The 15,363-nt window shown below is 73.7% G+C and carries 9 protein-coding genes; 3 read left to right on the plus strand and 6 right to left on the minus strand.

Translation table 11 applies throughout. The features are described 5' to 3' along the window. Window positions 1-20: 20 nt before the first annotated feature. The 5 genes from N2041_RS03770 to N2041_RS03790 form a co-directional block, all read right to left on the minus strand. A complete protein-coding gene (locus tag N2041_RS03770; protein ID WP_297675961.1) occupies window positions 21-1,265 on the minus strand; it encodes a hypothetical protein in 1,245 nt (414 codons plus the stop codon). A gap of 181 nt (window positions 1,266-1,446) precedes the next feature. Next, complete coding sequence (locus tag N2041_RS03775) at window positions 1,447-1,839, minus strand: hypothetical protein (protein ID WP_297675963.1); 393 nt, start codon at window positions 1,837-1,839, stop codon at window positions 1,447-1,449. Between the two features lie 181 nt (window positions 1,840-2,020). Then, a complete protein-coding gene (locus N2041_RS03780) occupies window positions 2,021-2,974 on the minus strand; it encodes an LLM class F420-dependent oxidoreductase (protein ID WP_297675964.1) in 954 nt (317 codons plus the stop codon). 164 nt (window positions 2,975-3,138) lie between these two features. Next, a complete protein-coding gene (locus tag N2041_RS03785) occupies window positions 3,139-3,588 on the minus strand; it encodes a DUF6691 family protein (RefSeq protein ID WP_297675966.1) in 450 nt (149 codons plus the stop codon). A 10-nt stretch (window positions 3,589-3,598) separates the two neighbouring features. Next, entirely contained in the window at window positions 3,599-4,102 is a 504-nt protein-coding gene (locus N2041_RS03790; RefSeq protein ID WP_270057524.1) for a YeeE/YedE thiosulfate transporter family protein, read from the minus strand. Window positions 4,103-4,233: 131 nt separating this feature from the next. Between N2041_RS03790 and N2041_RS03795 the strand changes: the two genes are divergently transcribed. The 3 genes from N2041_RS03795 to N2041_RS03805 all read left to right on the plus strand — a co-directional run bounded on the left by N2041_RS03795 (window position 4,234) and on the right by N2041_RS03805 (window position 6,964). Then, on the plus strand, window positions 4,234-4,596 hold the full coding sequence (locus N2041_RS03795; RefSeq protein WP_297675971.1) for a CZB domain-containing protein: 363 nt from the start codon (window positions 4,234-4,236) through the stop codon (window positions 4,594-4,596). A gap of 82 nt (window positions 4,597-4,678) precedes the next feature. Next, the gene (locus N2041_RS03800; RefSeq protein ID WP_297675973.1) at window positions 4,679-5,644 is read left to right on the plus strand and encodes a hypothetical protein; all 966 of its coding nucleotides are present in this window, start codon (window positions 4,679-4,681) and stop codon (window positions 5,642-5,644) included. 492 nt (window positions 5,645-6,136) lie between these two features. Next, window positions 6,137-6,964: a DNA-formamidopyrimidine glycosylase family protein gene (locus N2041_RS03805; RefSeq protein ID WP_297675975.1), complete on the plus strand. Its 828-nt coding sequence runs from the start codon at window positions 6,137-6,139 to the stop codon at window positions 6,962-6,964. On the opposite strand, the gene N2041_RS03810 is transcribed toward N2041_RS03805, so the two are convergent. After that, window positions 6,943-15,228: a GAF domain-containing protein gene (locus N2041_RS03810; protein WP_297675977.1), complete on the minus strand. Its 8,286-nt coding sequence runs from the start codon at window positions 15,226-15,228 to the stop codon at window positions 6,943-6,945. The genes N2041_RS03805 and N2041_RS03810 overlap by 22 nt on opposite strands. Between the last annotated feature and the right edge of the window lie 135 nt (window positions 15,229-15,363).

Below are 15,363 nucleotides of genomic sequence, written 5' to 3' on the forward strand. Positions count from 1 at the left end.
GTCAGCACGACGTCCGCCGCTCACTCCGCCGGGGCGAGCTCCACCTCCCACGGCCCCGCCGCCGTCTCCGCGGGCGCGCCGAGGCTCACGGCCACCGTGCCCATCAGCTCCGAAACGTCGTCCACGTCGATGGCAAGCGTCGTCACCGCGCCGACGATCGCCCCCGTGCCGTCGCGCTGGTAGCCGACGCCCCAGGCGTTCACCGGCACCTGCTTCCCGCCCGGCAGCAGCACCCATCCGACCGGCCCGGGTGCGCCGGGCGCCGGTTCGGCCGCGCCGCTCAGCTCCAGCTGGGCGCGCGTCTTCCCGCCGGGCCCGGCGTCGAACCACAGGCGGAGCGGCACGAACTCGCCCCGCACCGCGCGGATGGCCGCCGGCCCGATGACCGCCGACTCGCCCGGCCGCCCCGCGAGGCCGTTCGCCGCGATGACCGCGCCGAGGTCGACCGCCGTCTCGTGCGCCGGGGCGCCCGCCGGCGCCGGCAGCGCCATGTGCCCGAACACCAGCGTCACCGGGCCATCGACCGGCGGGAAGATGAACCGGAACGGCCCGTCCCCGAGCCGCTCGAGCGCGGCGCCCGGGAAGGTCGCGCCATCCGGCCGCCGCAGCACCGGCACGTCCAGCGGCACCGCGCCCCCGCTGAAGGCGACGACCACCTCGACCTCCGTATTCGAGCGGGCCGCCGAGACGAGCTGCACCTGCACCGCTGCCGGGCCCCGCACTGCGGCCGCCTTCAGCGGCTCCACCCGCAGCAGCCGGTCGACGTCGCCCGGCACCCGCACCGTCAGCCGCCACGGCCCCGTCACGCTCCATGCCGTCCCGTCGGCCGCGTACAGGTCCACCTGCGCGACCTCGAGCACCCGCTCGTGCGCGTCCGTCACTGGCGAGAGTCGCAAGATGAGCGGCGCCGGCTTCCCGCCGGTGAGCGCGCCGCCCGTCGAAGCGGCCAGGGCCGCGAAATCCCCGCGCACCGCGCTCCGCGGGATGGCGAGCGCGGCCGGCGCCTTCCCGCCCGCGGTGCTGCCGCCGGCCTCTGCCTCGAGCCGGACCAGCGTGGCCGTTCCGCTGAAATCCGCCGAGGTGAGCCGCAGCGTGATGCCGCCCGCGGCGGCCTGCCCCTCCTGCGCGTAGGGGAACTCATCCGCCAGCCTCCGCGGCTCCGCATCGCCCCCGCGGAAGGCTCCCAGTGCCGTCGCCGCTGCCGCCGCTGCCACCAGCGCCGCGACCCCCGCGATGACCCATTGCCGACTCGCTGAACGCGCCATCGTCCGCTCCTTTCCACTCGCCGGCGAGCGGGCCGCATGTCGCGAATTCGCCGCCCGGTCCTGCCCCGCACCCTGCGCGAAGCGCGCCGGCGAATACGCCCTATTTTTTCCCGAAGACTTCGCCTGTCAATACATCAGCCGTCGACAATGCTCGGCGAAGCGAACCATCCCGGGGCCGCCCCTACGCCGCCCGGCCGAACCAGCTGAACGCCGCGACCGGCTCGTTGCCGGACACCGGCCGCCGCGCCGGGAACCACAGCGGCGAAAGGATGTTCTCCAGCCGGCTCACCCGCGGCAGCGCCGGCCGCCGCGTCACCCACGCCGGCATCCCGTCTGCGTCCCGCCGCGCCTCTGCCCGCCCCTCCTCGGCGGACCCGCCGCCGCCCGCGGCCTGCTGCCGCTCCCGCTCCGCCCGCACCCGCAGCCCCCACGCCTCCAGCGCCGCCACGATGACCTCCAGCGAGGCGTCCCCCTCGATGTACAGCACCCGCCGCCGCTCCTGCGAAACGACGGTCAGGGGGCTGCTGCCCGGGGCTTCTTCGTCGGCACGGGGGACGGGCTGGAGGTAGCGCATCGTATTCTCGAAGACGGCACCCCGGCCCCGCCCCAACAGGCCCCCGAAAACCGGTTCGGTAACACCCCGGTGGAGCCCCGGAGACACCCCCGCCGCATCGCAAACGCTGGGTAAACCGCCCGCCAACCGCGCGCAAAACGGCCCGCCGCCCGCCGCCAAGTGAACGCCCGTGACCGGCCGGTTACAGCCCCTTCGCCGCCCGCGCGATCTCGGCCGCCAGGTACTCCGGCACCGTGTCGTCGTCGAACAGGAAATGCTGGAACTGCACCTCCTGCAGCCCGAGCGCCGCGTACCGCCCCAGCGCCTCCAGCACCTCCTCGTTCCCGCCGACGATCATCCCACGCGCCCGCAGGCCAGCCCGGTACTCCGCTGGCGTCGTCCCCGGCCGCGCGCCCCACATCGTCATCATCCGTTCCGTCGCCCGGTCCAGCGTCCGCTCGTCCGGGCCGATGACCGCGAACGTCATCATCGACCGCCGGATGGTCGCCGGGTCGCGCCCTTCCGCCTCGCAGTGCCGTTCGAGCACGGCCACCTTCTGCGCGTACACCTCCGGCGAGACGTTCACCGCGTTCCACTCATCCGCATAGCGCGCTGCCAGCCGGAGCGTCTTCTTCTCGCCCGTCCCGCCGATGAGGATCGGCGGCCGCCCCGGCGCCGGCTTCGGCAGCAGGTTCGCGCCTTCGAGCCGGTAGAAGCGGCCCGCGAAGTTCGCCGGCCCCTCGCGCCAGGCGGTCTGCATCAGCCGAATCGCCTCCTCCAGCCGCGCGAACCGCTCCGCGATGGGCGGGAACGGGATGCCGTAGGCCCGGTGCTCGGCCTCGTTCCAGCCTGCCCCGAGCCCCATCACGAACCGGCCGCCGCTCAGCAGGTCGATTTGCGCCGCCATCCGCGCCACATCGACCGGCGTCCGAAAGGTCACCGGCGAAACCAGCGGCCCGAACCGGATGCGCGACGTCTCCCGCGCGGCCACCGCGAACGAGAGGTACGCCTCCAGCGAATCCTGCTGCGGCCCGATGAAGTAGTGGTCCGAGCGGAACACCGTCGGGAAGCCGAGCCGCTCCGCCAGCCGCAGGATGTGGAGCCACCGCTCCCAGGTCAGGCCGTTCTGGCCCTCCACCATCAGCCCGATCTCCATCGCCGAACCCCTGTTGCGCCGTTTCCCCGGATGCTACCCGCGCAGCCGCAACCGCGCCCGCTGGCCGCGCCAACCCGAAAGGTTCCGGACCCAACCTTTCACCTCGCCCCCGCCGATAGCAACAACCTTACTATCGATCAGGCTCCTCAGCAGTTTCCCGCGCGCTACCCCTCTCCCGTCCCCACCGCCAGCGGCGGCAGCCGGAACGGCCGCGTCAGCACCCGGTACGAGCAGCCGAACAGCGCCGCGCCCGCCAGCACCCCCGCCAGCGCCGCCAGCGCATACAGCTTCCCTTCGCCCACGTTCACCAGCACCGGCCCGGGGCACATCCCCGTAATCGACCAACCGATGCCGAACAGGATGCCGCCGTACACGTTCCCCCGGTGCCCCGCCTTCCGTTCGACCACCAGCGGCTTCCCCGTCAGCGTCTTCCCGTACCGCTTCAGGAGCCAGAGCCCCGGCGCCGTCAGCGCCACCGCCGTCCCGATGATGCCGTAGAGCTGAAACTCTTCGAACAGGAACATCCCCTGGATGTAGTCGTAATCCGCCGCCCCCGAGCGGCTCAGGATGAAGCCGAACAGCGTCCCCAGAACGACATAAAACAGTGTCATCATCGCCTGCCCCCTACACGATGACCCGGTAGATCAGGTTCGTCGTCACCGCCCCCGCGGCCATGAAGCTCACGGTCGACACGAGGCTCGGCAGCTCCAGGTTCGAAAGCCCGAAAATCCCGTGCCCGCTCGTGCAGCCGCCCGCCAGCCGCGTCCCGAACCCGATGAGCAGCCCGCCGACGAACATCCACGCCACCTTCCCCGCCGGCCCCCAGCCGATCGCCGTGTCGAACATCCCCAGCGCCCAGGTCGGCTCCCAGCCGCCGCCCAGCACCGCCGACAGGAACCCCCCGAGCACCAGCCCGCCCAGCAGCGGGAGCCGCCAGCCGTTCGACCCGCGAATCGCGTCCCGCCCGAAATACGGCGCCCGCACCACCAGCGAGCACACGTTCTCGAACCCCGTCGAAACCCCCAGCCGGTTGCTCGAAACCCAGAGCAGCGCCAGCGTCACGAACGCGATCCCCGCGCCCGCCAGCCACCACGGGATCGGCTCCAGCCCGTTCAGAATCAGCGGCATACGTCCCTCCAACACACAGCGTGCGCCAAGCATAGCCCCCATCGAACCTGCGAACTCCCCCTCAAGTCCGAAACCGTTTCAGCCGAAACGATCGGAGGACACCGCTACTGAGCGACCGCTAAGGAGGATTCATGTCGATGAGCCAGGATGTCATCCTCAAAGCCATTGCCGCCCACGGTCAGTGGAAGCAGCGCCTCCGCGACGCCGCCGCTACCGGAAAGTCCGAATTCCGGCCCGAGGTCGTCAAGACCGACAACGCCTGCGACCTCGGCAAGTGGATCTACGGCGAAGCGAAGGCGAAACTCCCCGGCGACCCCCGCGTCGAAGAAGTGCGCAAGCTCCACGCCGAGTTCCACCAGCACGCCGCCCAGGTCCTCTCGCTCGCGCTCCTCGGCAAGAAGGCCGAGGCCGAAGCGGCCATGGCGCTGGGCTCGCCCTACAGCAAAGTCTCCACGGCGCTGGTCAACGCCCTGAAGAAGCTCGAAGCCGCCTGACCCCCGATCGCGGCCGGCCGGCGCCCGATTCCCCGGCCGGTCGGCCGCTCCCCCGCACCGCCCGCCGCGCGACCCTCGAACCATGAGACGCCGGCGGGCGCTGCTTTCGCTCCTCGCGTTCGGCCTCGTCCCGTTCCTGCTCGCCTGCGCGGGCGCTGCCCCACTCTCTCCCGGCGCCGCTCCTGCCGCTGCCCGCGACCCCGGCACCATCGCCTACCTCGAGACTGCCGGGTGCATCGCCTGGGTGCCCCTCGCCGGCGGCCCGCCCGGCCGCGCCTGCCCGGCCACCCGCGGCGGCGTCTCCGCCATCACCTGGCTCGATGCCCGCACCATCGCCTACGTCACGCCCGAGCTCGCCCGCACCGGCTGGCGCGCCATCCGCACCGACACCGGCGAGGACATCGCCCTCCACCCGGCCGAATCGCCCCGCATCTACCAGGTCGGCGCGCCGCAGTTCTACTCCGTCCTCGGCGACCGCATCGATATCGAGGCCGGCGCCGCCGTCTTCACCTCCGCCGACGGCAGCGATCGCCGCACCCTCCTCGCCCCGGGGCCGGGCCGCGGCGCCGTCGCCATGGTCACCTGGTCGCCCGACGGCGAAGGCGCCGTCCTCGCCGAGGGCGCGGCCAAGGCGCTCTGGGTCGTATCCCGGTCCGGCGGCGAACCCCGGCGTGTCGCCGCCGCCAGCAGCGGTATCGTCTCCTGGTTCGTCCCGGCAGCCGGCGCGATGCCCCATGCCGACCTCACCTGCACGCTCCCCGGCGAATCTACCTGGCGCTGCGAGCCCCAGCCCTGGCAGCCCGCCGAAGGCGCCCCGGCCGCGGCCGGCGAAGAGGTCGTCCTCACCTGGTCCGCCTGTCCCGGCGCCACCGGCTACGAACTCGAAATCACCGCTCCCGGCGGCGCCGTCATCGTCAGCCGCATCTCCGCCGCCCAGGCCCAGCGCTTCACCCCGCCCGCTCCCGGCGTCTACACCTGGCGCGTCCGCTCCCGCATCGGCAGCGCCCCCGGCCCCTGGGGCCCGCCCCGCACCCTCACCGTCCAGTAGGAGGCAGAAAGGCAGAAACGGAGAAAGGGAGAATCCCCCTCCGCCAGGTCGTCTCCCAACTCCCACCTCCCAACCCCGTAGTCGCGGGCCTCCGCGCCCGCGGAGGGCCGGGAGGCCCACCCGGACGTTCGCATCCACCCGCCTCCCGCCTCCCGCTTCCCGGTTCCCGCAACCTCCGTTGGGCGCATGGCGCCCCGCGGGGACGGAGCCCCGCGACTACGGTTGGAGGTTGGAGGTTGGAGGTTGGAGGTTGGAGGTTGGAGGTTGGAGGTTGGAGGTTGGAGGTTGGAGGTTGGAGGTTATTCTCCCTCCCCGTTCCCGCCTCCCGCCTCCCGCCTCCCGGTTCCCCGTTCCCCGTTCCCCACCCCCACCGCCGCCGCGGAGCGGCGGCATCCCGCGCCACCGCCGGCGCAGCCGGCCAGCCATCCCCCGCGGCACCAGCCGCGCCACCCAACTCCCACCTCCCAACTCCCAACTCCGTATACTCCCCCCGTGCCCGAAATCCCCGAGCTGGAGGCGATCCGCGGCTTCTTCCAGGAGCAGCTCGCCGGCCGAACCATCGCCGCCGCCGCCGTCCGCATCCCCGTCGTCTTCCGCACCCCCGCCAGCGAATTCCGCGAGACCCTCCCCGGCGACCGTTTCGCCGCCTTCCGCCGCCGCGGCAAGTTCCTCCTGTTCGACCTCGCTTCCGGCCGCGTCCTCGCCGTCAACCCCATGCTCACCGGCCGCTTCCAGTACGTCGACCCCGGCACGAAGCCCCCCGCGAAGACCTGCCTCATCCTCGACGTCGAGGCCGGCCGCTCCCTGCGCTACGCCGACGACCGCCTCATGGGGAAGCTCTACCTCCTCCCCGCCGACCGTCTCGAAGCCATCCCCGGCTGGGCCGACGGCGGCCCCGACCTCCTCGACCCCGCCCTCGACGAAGCCGCCTGGCTCCAGCGCATCGCCAAATACCGCGGCGGCATCAAGAACGTCCTCGTCAACGCCGCCTTCGTCCAGGGCATCGGCAACGCGTACAGCGACGAAATCTTCTGGGAAGCCCGCATCAACCCGTACACCCCCCGCACGAAGCTCAGCGAGGACGACCTCCGTCGCCTCTTCCGCGCCGCCCGAGCCGTCATGGCCTGGGCCGAACCGCTCGCCCGCGCCGCGATGGTGAAAGACGGCACCCTCGACTACGAGGAGCGGCGCGACTTCCTCCGCGTCCACCGGCGGGGCGGCCAGCCCTGCCCCCGCTGCGGCACGCCGATCACCGAGATCACCGCCAACCAGCGCGTCACCAGCTTTTGCCGCCAGTGTCAGCCCGAGCTGCCCGCCTGAGCCTCGCCCGCTGCTGAGCCGTCCGCGTCGGTGACCCGCTCCCGGATCACGCGGGCGATGTCCTCCACCCCGTACGGCTTCGCCAGCAGCTCGAGCCCGTACCGCTCCACCAGCGCCGTCACCCCCGCATCGGTCGTCGCGCCGGTCGCGATGATCGTCCGCGGGATGAGGTGCGGCATCTGCGCTTCGAGCCCCTCGAACACCGCGTCCGCGGTCTCCGAAGCCAGCCGGTAGTCGCACAGGATGATGTCCGGGTCGAACTCCGCCGCGAGCGCCAGCGCTCGCTCGCTGTTCTCCGCATCGAGGCACAGGTGGCCGAGGCTCTCCACCAGCCGCCGGCACACCTTCCGCAGGCTCGGCTCATCGTCGATGACCAGCACCGTCGCCTGCCGCGCGGGGGCTGGCGCCTCGGCCGCCGCGTCCGCATCCCCGCCGCCCGCCGGCGCCGGCAGCGTGATGATGAAGCTCGTCCCGATGGCCGGCTCCGAAAGGCACTCGATGCTCCCCCCGTGCGACCGGATGATCGAGTAGCTCAGCGGCAGGCCGAGCCCCGTCCCCACGCCCTGCTTCGTCGTGAAGAACGGCTCGAAAATCCGCGCCCGCGTCGCCTCGTCCATCCCCGAGCCCGTGTCGCTCACCGCCAGCCGCACCTGCCCCGCTTCGTCGCGCGACCCCGCGATGGCGATCTGCCGCACCGGACGCCCTTCCAGCGCGTGCTCCGCATTCGTCACGAGGTTCAGCAACACCTGCGTCAGCTGGTGTTCGTTCCCCCACGCCAGCAGCCCCGGCTCGACCTCGACCGATACCTCGATGCCCGCGCCCTGCCACAGCCGCTCCCGCAGCCGCTGCACGTGGCCCACCACGTCGGCGATCGCCACCGGCCCATGCTCCGCCGTCCCCGGCCGCGCGATGAAGAGCAGGTCGCGCACGATGTTCCGCGCCCGCAGCGCCTCCTTCTGGATGATCGCCAGCTCCTCGCCCATCTGCCCCGTCGTGTCGGAGAGCGCCAGCACCTCCGCGAAGCCGAGGATCGCCGTCAGCGGGTTGTTCAGCTCGTGCGCCACCCCGCCGATGAGCTCGCCGAGCGCCGCCAGCCGCGACGCCTGCTCCATCCGCGCCCGGTTCGCCGCCTCCTCCGCCGCGCGCCGCACCTCCTCCGTCACATCGGCCGCCACCGTCAGCACCCGCATCTGCGGGTCGTCCAGCGGCACGAATTCGTAGTCGAAATGCCGCACCTCGCCGTCGATCGCCAGCTCCGCCCGGCCCCGCGCGCCCAGGCCGTCTTCGAACGCCCGCCGGAACGGCTCCCGCAGCTCCTCCGGCAGCCGCGCCGCAATCGCCGGGATGTCGTTCGCCGTCTTGTCCGGGTCGATCGCCCGCACGATCTCCTGCCCCAGCGCGTTCGCGAAGATCGGCCGCCCCGTCCGGTCCGAGAGGATGACCGCCTCGGAGAGCGACCGCAGGATGAGACCGTAGACGGCCGCCTGCCGCTCCCGCTCCTGCGTCGCGATGGCCGCTTCGATGGCCGGGCCGACCACCTGCGCGATCCGCCGGAGCAGGCCGAGGTCCCGCTCCGAGAACGCGTGCCCCGGCTCCCGGCTCGCCACCAGCAGCAGCCCCGTCGCCGCCCCCGCAGAGTAGGTCGCCGTGTAGCTCACCGTCGTGAAGCCGAAGTTCGGCCCGTAGTGGGAAGCCGGCACCGCTTCGCCCGGCACCACCACCTGCCCCACCGCCCGGGCTTCGGACTCGTGCGGCAGCACCGGCAGCCGGAGTTCGCCTCCGAGCAGGTGCGGCCACGCCAGCTCGTCGCCGTCGAACCGCCCGTAGGCCGCGAACGCCCTCGGCACGAACCGCTCGAGCGCCGGCGTGATCCCCCGGAGGATCGCTGTTGGCCCCTGCGCCGTCGCGGCCGCCGCGCTCACCTCGGCGAGGACCCGCTGCTCCTCCGCCTGCCGGTCCCGCTCGGCCTGCGCCGTCACCGTATCGATGACCGGCCCGACGACGGCCGTCACCCGCCGCAGCAGCGCCAGCTCGCGCGGCCCGAACCGGAACGCCGGGTCGCGGCTCGCCACCATCAGCATCCCGGAGACGCCGCCCGCAGCGTGGTACGAGGTCAGCGCGTACGCGCACAGCCCCAGCTCGCCGTAGAACGTCTCCCGGTACGGCGCGAGGTCGCCGACCCCCTGCCCCGCGGTGTGCGCCTCCCGCCCCACGGGCGAGAACCGCATCACGAGCTCGTCCTGCCCGATGATGCGCCGTCCCTCCGGGTCCGTGACCTGGTAGGCGATCGCCTCGCCGCGCACGAAGCCGTACATCGCATACGCGCCCGGCACCCGGCTGCCGAGCGCGGCGGGCAGGAAGTTCACGACCTCGGCCACCGTCCGCGCCGCCGCAGCCGCGGCGGCCACGCTCGCGACGATCCGCTCGTCCTCGGCCTCCTCCAGCCGGCGGCGGCGCTCGCGGAAGTTCGCCATCGCCGGCCCGGCGATGTCCGCCACCAGCCGGCAGAGCCGCAGGTCGCGCTCCGTGAACTGGTACGCGGCATCCCGCGTCCCCACGATGAACGCGCCGATCGTCTCGCCCTCCGAGGCCGCCGCCGTCGTCACCCACCGCCGCAGGCCGTTCCCGCTGACCCGCTCCCGGTTCTCGGGCAGGATGTCCGGCGTCTCGAGCGCGTCGACCGACTGCCGCATCTCCACCGCCCTGCGGATGCCCGGCCCCAGCGGCCACACGTCGCCTGTCGCCGCATCCCGGATCTGCTCGCCTTCGATGTAGAAGAAGCCGACGGCCGCGCGGGGCACCAGCCGCCCGAACGTCGCCCTGAGCCCCTCGAGGAACTCGCGGTCCGCCGTCGCGCGCGCCGCTGCGGCCGCCGCATCGGCGAGGAACCGCTGCTCCTCCGCCTCCTCGATGCGCCTCCGCCGCTCGCGCAGGTTCGCCATCGCCGGCCCGAGGATGTCCGCCGCCAGCTTGATGACCCGCAGGTGCCGCGCCGTGAACCGGAACTCCGGGTCGCTCGTCCCCAGCCAGAGCACGCCCATCGTCACCCCGCCCGAGGCGAGGCGCGCGTTCACGCTCCGCACGATGCCCAGCTCGCGCTGGCGCTGACGCGAGGCCTCCGTCACCGCCTCCGCCGGCGTCCGCACCATGGGTTCCGGCGCGTGCGCATCCTCGTAGTCGAACCCCACCGGCAGCCGGACCTCCGGGTTCACCGAGCTCACGAGGCTCCCCGCCTCGTCGAAAATCAGCAGGTCCAGCCGCGCCGCTGGCACCAGCCAGCGGAACTCCCGCCCCAGCTGCACCACCAGCTCCTGCTCCGTCGCCGCCCGGGTCGCCACCGCCGCGATGTCGGCGAGGAACCGCTGCTCCTCCGCATCCTCACGCGCCCGCTGGGCCGCCCGCGCGTTCTCCATCGCCGGCCCGACGATCTGCGCGATGAGCCGCAGCAGCCGCAGCTCCCGCTCGCCGAACGTATAGTCCGGGTCGCGCGAGGCCACCACGAGGAACCCGATCGTCCGCCCCCCGGCCCGCGCCGCCGTCGTCGAGCCCGCCTGCGCGCCCATCGTCCAGAGCGGGCTCCGCGGGTCGAGGTCCGCCGGCAGCCGGTCCGCGTGCGTCTGGCCGGTCTCCTCCGCGGTCCGGGCGTAGGCGTCCGGCTCCGTCTCGAACACCGTCCCATCGCCCAGCGGGAAGTGGATGCGGTCGCCCTCCTTCAGCCCGAACGACACGATCGGCAGCGGCACGAGCCGCCGCAGCGGCCGCTGCAGCGCCACCACCAGCGCGTCCGGCGTCGCCTCGCGCGCGGCCACCGCCGCGATCTCGGCGAGCAGCCGCTGGTCCTCTGCCTCCAGCCGCTCCCGCTCCGCCGCGCGCGCGTTCGCCATCGCCGGCCCGACGATGTCGGCGATGAGCCGCGCCAGCCGCACCTCCCGCTCGCCGGGGGCGAACGTCCCATCCCGCGAGCCGATGACCAGCAGGCCGACCGGCAGGCCGCCCGACGTCGCGGCCGCGATGATGTGCGCCTGGATGCCCAGCGCCTCCAGCTCCGGCAGCGCCCCGCCCGGCGAGGTCCGCTGCTCGGCCGGCGGCACCACGGCCACCCCCTCATCGAGCGCCTGCCGGAAGTTCGGCCCGAGCTGGACCGCCGTCGCCCCGCCGGCGCGGTTCGGGAACTGCACCTGCGCCCCGTCGAGGAAGCCGAACGCCACGTACGGCTGCGGCACGAACCGCCGCGCCACCGACGTGAGCGCATGGACGATCGCGAGGGGGTCGTGCTCCCGCGCCACGGCCGACGCAGCCGCCGCCACCACCGCCTGGTCCTCCGCCTCCCGCCGCTCCCGCTCGACCGCCATCGCGTTCGCCATCGCCGGCCCGACGATATCGGCGATGAGCCGCGCCAGTCGCGCCTCCCGCTCGCCCGGCACGAACGTCTCGTCGCGCGTGCCCAGCAGCAGCACCCCCACGATGTCGCCCCGCGAATACGCCGGCGCCACCACGTGCGCCCACAGCCCGAAGCGCCGGACCTGCTCGGCCGCCTCCGGCGTGCCGCCCTGCGCCCCCGTCAGGATGAACGTTTCGCCCGCCCGAGCCCGAGCGAAGGCCGGTCCGATCGGCAGCCGCACCTCGCCCAGCGGCCCGCCCGGGAACCAGACGTGGTCGTCGCGGAAGAAGCCGAACGCGGCGAACGGCTTCGGGAAGAACGCCCGCGCCGTCTGCTGCAGCCCCCGCATCATGTCGTACGGGTCGACCTCCCGCGCGACCGCCGCCGCCGCCTCGGCGATGATCCGCTGCTCCTCCGCCTCCCGCCGCTGCCGTTCCTCCGCCTGCAGATTCGCCAGCGCCGGCCCGACGATATCGGCGATGAGCCGCACGAGCCGCGCCTCCCGCTCCCCCGCCCGGAAGTCCGCATCCCGGCTGAAGACGAGCAGCAGCCCCGCCGTCTCGCCGCCCGCCCGCGCCGGCGCGACGATCCGCGTCGAAATCCCCGATTGCGCCATCTCCTGCCGGGAGACCTCGTACAGGACCGGCGCCTCCGGCCCCAGCACCGCCGGCTCGCCGGTCTCGAGCGCCCGCGCCGTGCTCGGTCCGATGGGTATCCGCACCGAATCGCCCCGGTCGCGCACCACCTCCATCTCGTCCCCCCGCAGGAAGGCGATCCGCACGAGCGGCGCCGGGATGAAGCCCGCGACCGCATCGGTCAGCGCATCGGCGATCGCCCGCGGTTCCCGCTCCCGGGCCGCGGCCGCTGCCGCCTTCGCGATGATCCGCTGCTCTGCCGCCTCCGCCGCGCTCTGCTCGACCCGCCGCCGGTTCGCAATCGCGTAGGCGACGAGCGCCCCCGCGAGCTCCGCGAACCGCACCTCATCGGCATCGAACGGCCGCGTTCCCTTCCGGCCGATGGTGAGCACCCCCTCCGGCTCGTCCCCCGCCTCCAGCAGCACGCAGGCGATCCGCCCGATGCCGCCCTCGAACAGCTCCGCCGGCACGACCGGCTCGTTCGCCGCCTCCTCGGCCGTCAGCTGCGCGCTTCGGATGCCGGCCTCCAGCATCCGCAGCACCCGGCCGTCGTCCACGAAGGCCGGCGCCGCCCCCGCCCGGTCGGTCGAGCGGAGCAGCCGGTAGCGTTCGCCGAGCGGGTCGCGCGCTGCGATCGAGACGAGGTCGATGCCCTCCACCGCCAGCAGCAGCCGGCTCAGCCGCTCGAAGTGCGCCTCGATCGGCGCGCCGTCGTTCACGAACAGCGCGAGCTGGTTCAGGATGTGCTCCTGCTGCGCCTGCCGCTCCCGCCGGAGCCGCGCCCGGTGGCTCGCCACCGCCTGCCCCACGAGCGCCGTCACCAGCCGGATGAACTCCAGCTCCTGCTCGTCGAACCGCTCGTTCTCCACCCGCCCGATGGTCAGCAGCCCCTCGTACCCCTCGTTCGAACTGATGACCGCCGTGGCCGCCCGCCGGTAGCCGGCCCGCATCAGCGCCTGCGGCACCCGGTTCGGGTTCTTCCGCGTCTGGTACTGCACGATGCCGCCCGCTTCCGCCGTCTCCCCGATGCTCGCCTCGCGGAAGTTCGGCTCCGCATCGATATCCAGCGGCTGCGACCGGATCGGCCGGTACTCCCCCGTCACCGGGTCCCGGTAGGTGATCGACAGCCAGTCGAAGCCGACGCCCTGCAGCAGGATTCGCGAGAGCGTGTCGAAGTGCTCGCGCACGTCCTGCCCACCCACCAGCAGCGCCGTCAGCTCCGAAAGCGCCTGCCGCCGCACCATCTCGCCGACCCGCTCCCGCACCTTCCGGTGGTTCGCCATCGCCTGCCCCAGCAGCGCCGCGACCGTCTCGAGGTGCGCCCGCTCCTCCGGCTCGAGCGGCCGGTCGCTCATCCGCGACATCAGGAGGAGCCCCTCGTCTTCGCCCTCGTGCCGGAGCGCCACCGCCGCCGCGCGCTTCACGCCCGCCGCCCGGTTCCGCTCCGCCACTGGGCCGCTGAACTCCTCGATCGTCGCCTCCACCACGGTCGCATCCCTCAGCCGTTCGACGAGCCCGCCGAAGCTGTCCCGCCGCGCCCGGTAGCCCGGTCCCGTCGACCGCCGCCGCAGGCTGTCCACCACCCGGAAGTGGTCCGGCCCGTCGACGACCCAGAGCGACAGCCCGTCGAAATCGACCGAGGCCTGCAGCCGCGCCGAGAGCGCCTCGAAGAACGCCTCCGGCCCTTCGCCGCGGTTCAACAGCAGCGCCAGCTCGTTCAGGATGCGCGACCGCTCGTACGCCCGCGTCGTATCCAGCAGCCTCCGCCGATTCCCCACCGCCACCGCGAGCAGCCGCGCCAGCGTCGCGATGAACGCCCGCTCCCGCGCGTCGAACGGCTCATCGGTCGCCCGGGCGAGGTGGAGCGTGCCGACGAGCTCCTGCCCTTCCTGCAGCAGCGCGGCCAGCCCCCGCCGGTAGCCCGCCTGCGCCACCAGCCGCCCGAACTCCGTCAGCGCCTCCGCGGTCGCGTACTGGTAGATGCCGTCGGCGTCGAACGGCAGCCGGACGCTCGGCGCCGTTGCCCGCGGGAACGTCATCCCCGCCCGCAGCCGTCCCGCGGGCTGCGTGCCCACCACGCGCAGGTGCTCGCCGTCCGGCTCCAGCGCTGCCAGCGCCACCCAGTCGTAGCGCAGCGCCTGCGGCAGCACCGCACACAGGTCGTCGAAAACCCGCTCCAGCGGCGTGCCGACCGAGAGGTGCGCCGCCAGCTCGTTCAGCGCGCGCGCCCGGGAGGCGTCGGCCTCCGCCTGCCGCCGCCGCGCATCCCCGGTCAGCGCCTGCGAGAGCAGCGCCCGCAGCAGCCCGATGAAGCCGAGCTCCTGGTCGTCGAAGCGGCGGTGCGCCCGCCGCGCCACGAGGAGGAGGCCCGCCGTCTCGTTGCCCTCCCGCAGCACACCGATCGCCGCCCGGCCGTAGCCCGCCAGCGAGAGGCTGTCATCCGGGCTCGCCCCCGCTTCCGGCCGGAACTGCAGCACATCGCCCCGCCGCGCGAGCCCTTCGATGAACGCGTTCCCCTCGGCCGTCGGCGGCCGCCCGGCGTGTACCCCCGGCGGGTGTTCGCCCACGAGCGCGAAGCCGCCCGGCCCGCGCAGTACGAGGCCCGTGTAATCGACCGGCAGCGCCTCCGGCAGGAGCGCCGCCAGCGAAGCGAACAGCGTTTCGAACGAATCGCCCCGTGCCAGCGCCGCGCCCAGTTCTGCCGCCGCGCGCGCCCGGGCCGCCGCGGCATTCGCCGCCCGCAGCTCCCGTTCCCGCGCAGCCGCCGCGCCCAGCAGCGCCGCCGCCTCGCGCAGGAGCGCGCACTCGCGCTCGCCCGGCAGCTCAGGCGAGCGCCGCCCGGCGACGAGCAGCCCGACCGGTTCGCCCCGCTCGAACAGCGGGCTCACCCACCCGGAGCCGTACCCCAGCCGCCCCAGCGCCTCCGCTGCCGGGTGCTCGGCCGGCGCCGCCGTCGGGAAGGCCGCCCCCGCCGCCAGCTGCCCCGCGAGGTCCAGCCCGATGCTCTCCGCCGGCAACACCCGCCCGATGAGCGCGGGCTCGTGCTCGACGGGCCACGAGCCCGCGACCCGTGCGCCGTCGCCGCTCCCCTCCGCCACGAACAGCGTCAAAAGGTCGCAGCCCGCCGCCTCGCCCAGCAGCCCGGCGAATCGCGAAAACCGCTCCGGCAGCGGCCCCCCGCCCGCCGCGATGACCGCCAGCTCCTGGAGCACCGCCCGGTCGCGGGATGTCAGGCCTCGGGCCGTCATATCGTGCTCGCCTTCTCCCCCATCCCTGAAGTGTCGGATGCTGCCATGGCCGGGCCTATGAGGGAATTCCCCAAATCCGGCCCCGGTGACAGCGCCCCCTTCGCGCTCGGCCTACCGCCCGGCAGCCTCCCCGGC

This window comes from Tepidiforma sp. (genome assembly GCF_026419595.1).
Classification (GTDB): domain Bacteria; phylum Chloroflexota; class Dehalococcoidia; order Tepidiformales; family Tepidiformaceae; genus Tepidiforma.

Coding starts and splice junctions, on each gene's coding strand:
- N2041_RS03775 (WP_297675963.1), bottom strand. CDS start 1,839: ATGCGCTACCTCCAGCCCGTCCCCCGTGCCGACGAAGAAGCCCCGGGC.
- N2041_RS03770 (WP_297675961.1), bottom strand. CDS start 1,265: ATGGCGCGTTCAGCGAGTCGGCAATGGGTCATCGCGGGGGTCGCGGCG.
- N2041_RS03780 (WP_297675964.1), bottom strand. CDS start 2,974: ATGGAGATCGGGCTGATGGTGGAGGGCCAGAACGGCCTGACCTGGGAG.
- N2041_RS03810 (WP_297675977.1), bottom strand. CDS start 15,228: ATGACGGCCCGAGGCCTGACATCCCGCGACCGGGCGGTGCTCCAGGAG.
- N2041_RS03785 (WP_297675966.1), bottom strand. CDS start 3,588: ATGATGACACTGTTTTATGTCGTTCTGGGGACGCTGTTCGGCTTCATC.
- N2041_RS03800 (WP_297675973.1), top strand. CDS start 4,679: ATGAGACGCCGGCGGGCGCTGCTTTCGCTCCTCGCGTTCGGCCTCGTC.
- N2041_RS03790 (WP_270057524.1), bottom strand. CDS start 4,102: ATGCCGCTGATTCTGAACGGGCTGGAGCCGATCCCGTGGTGGCTGGCG.
- N2041_RS03795 (WP_297675971.1), top strand. CDS start 4,234: ATGTCGATGAGCCAGGATGTCATCCTCAAAGCCATTGCCGCCCACGGT.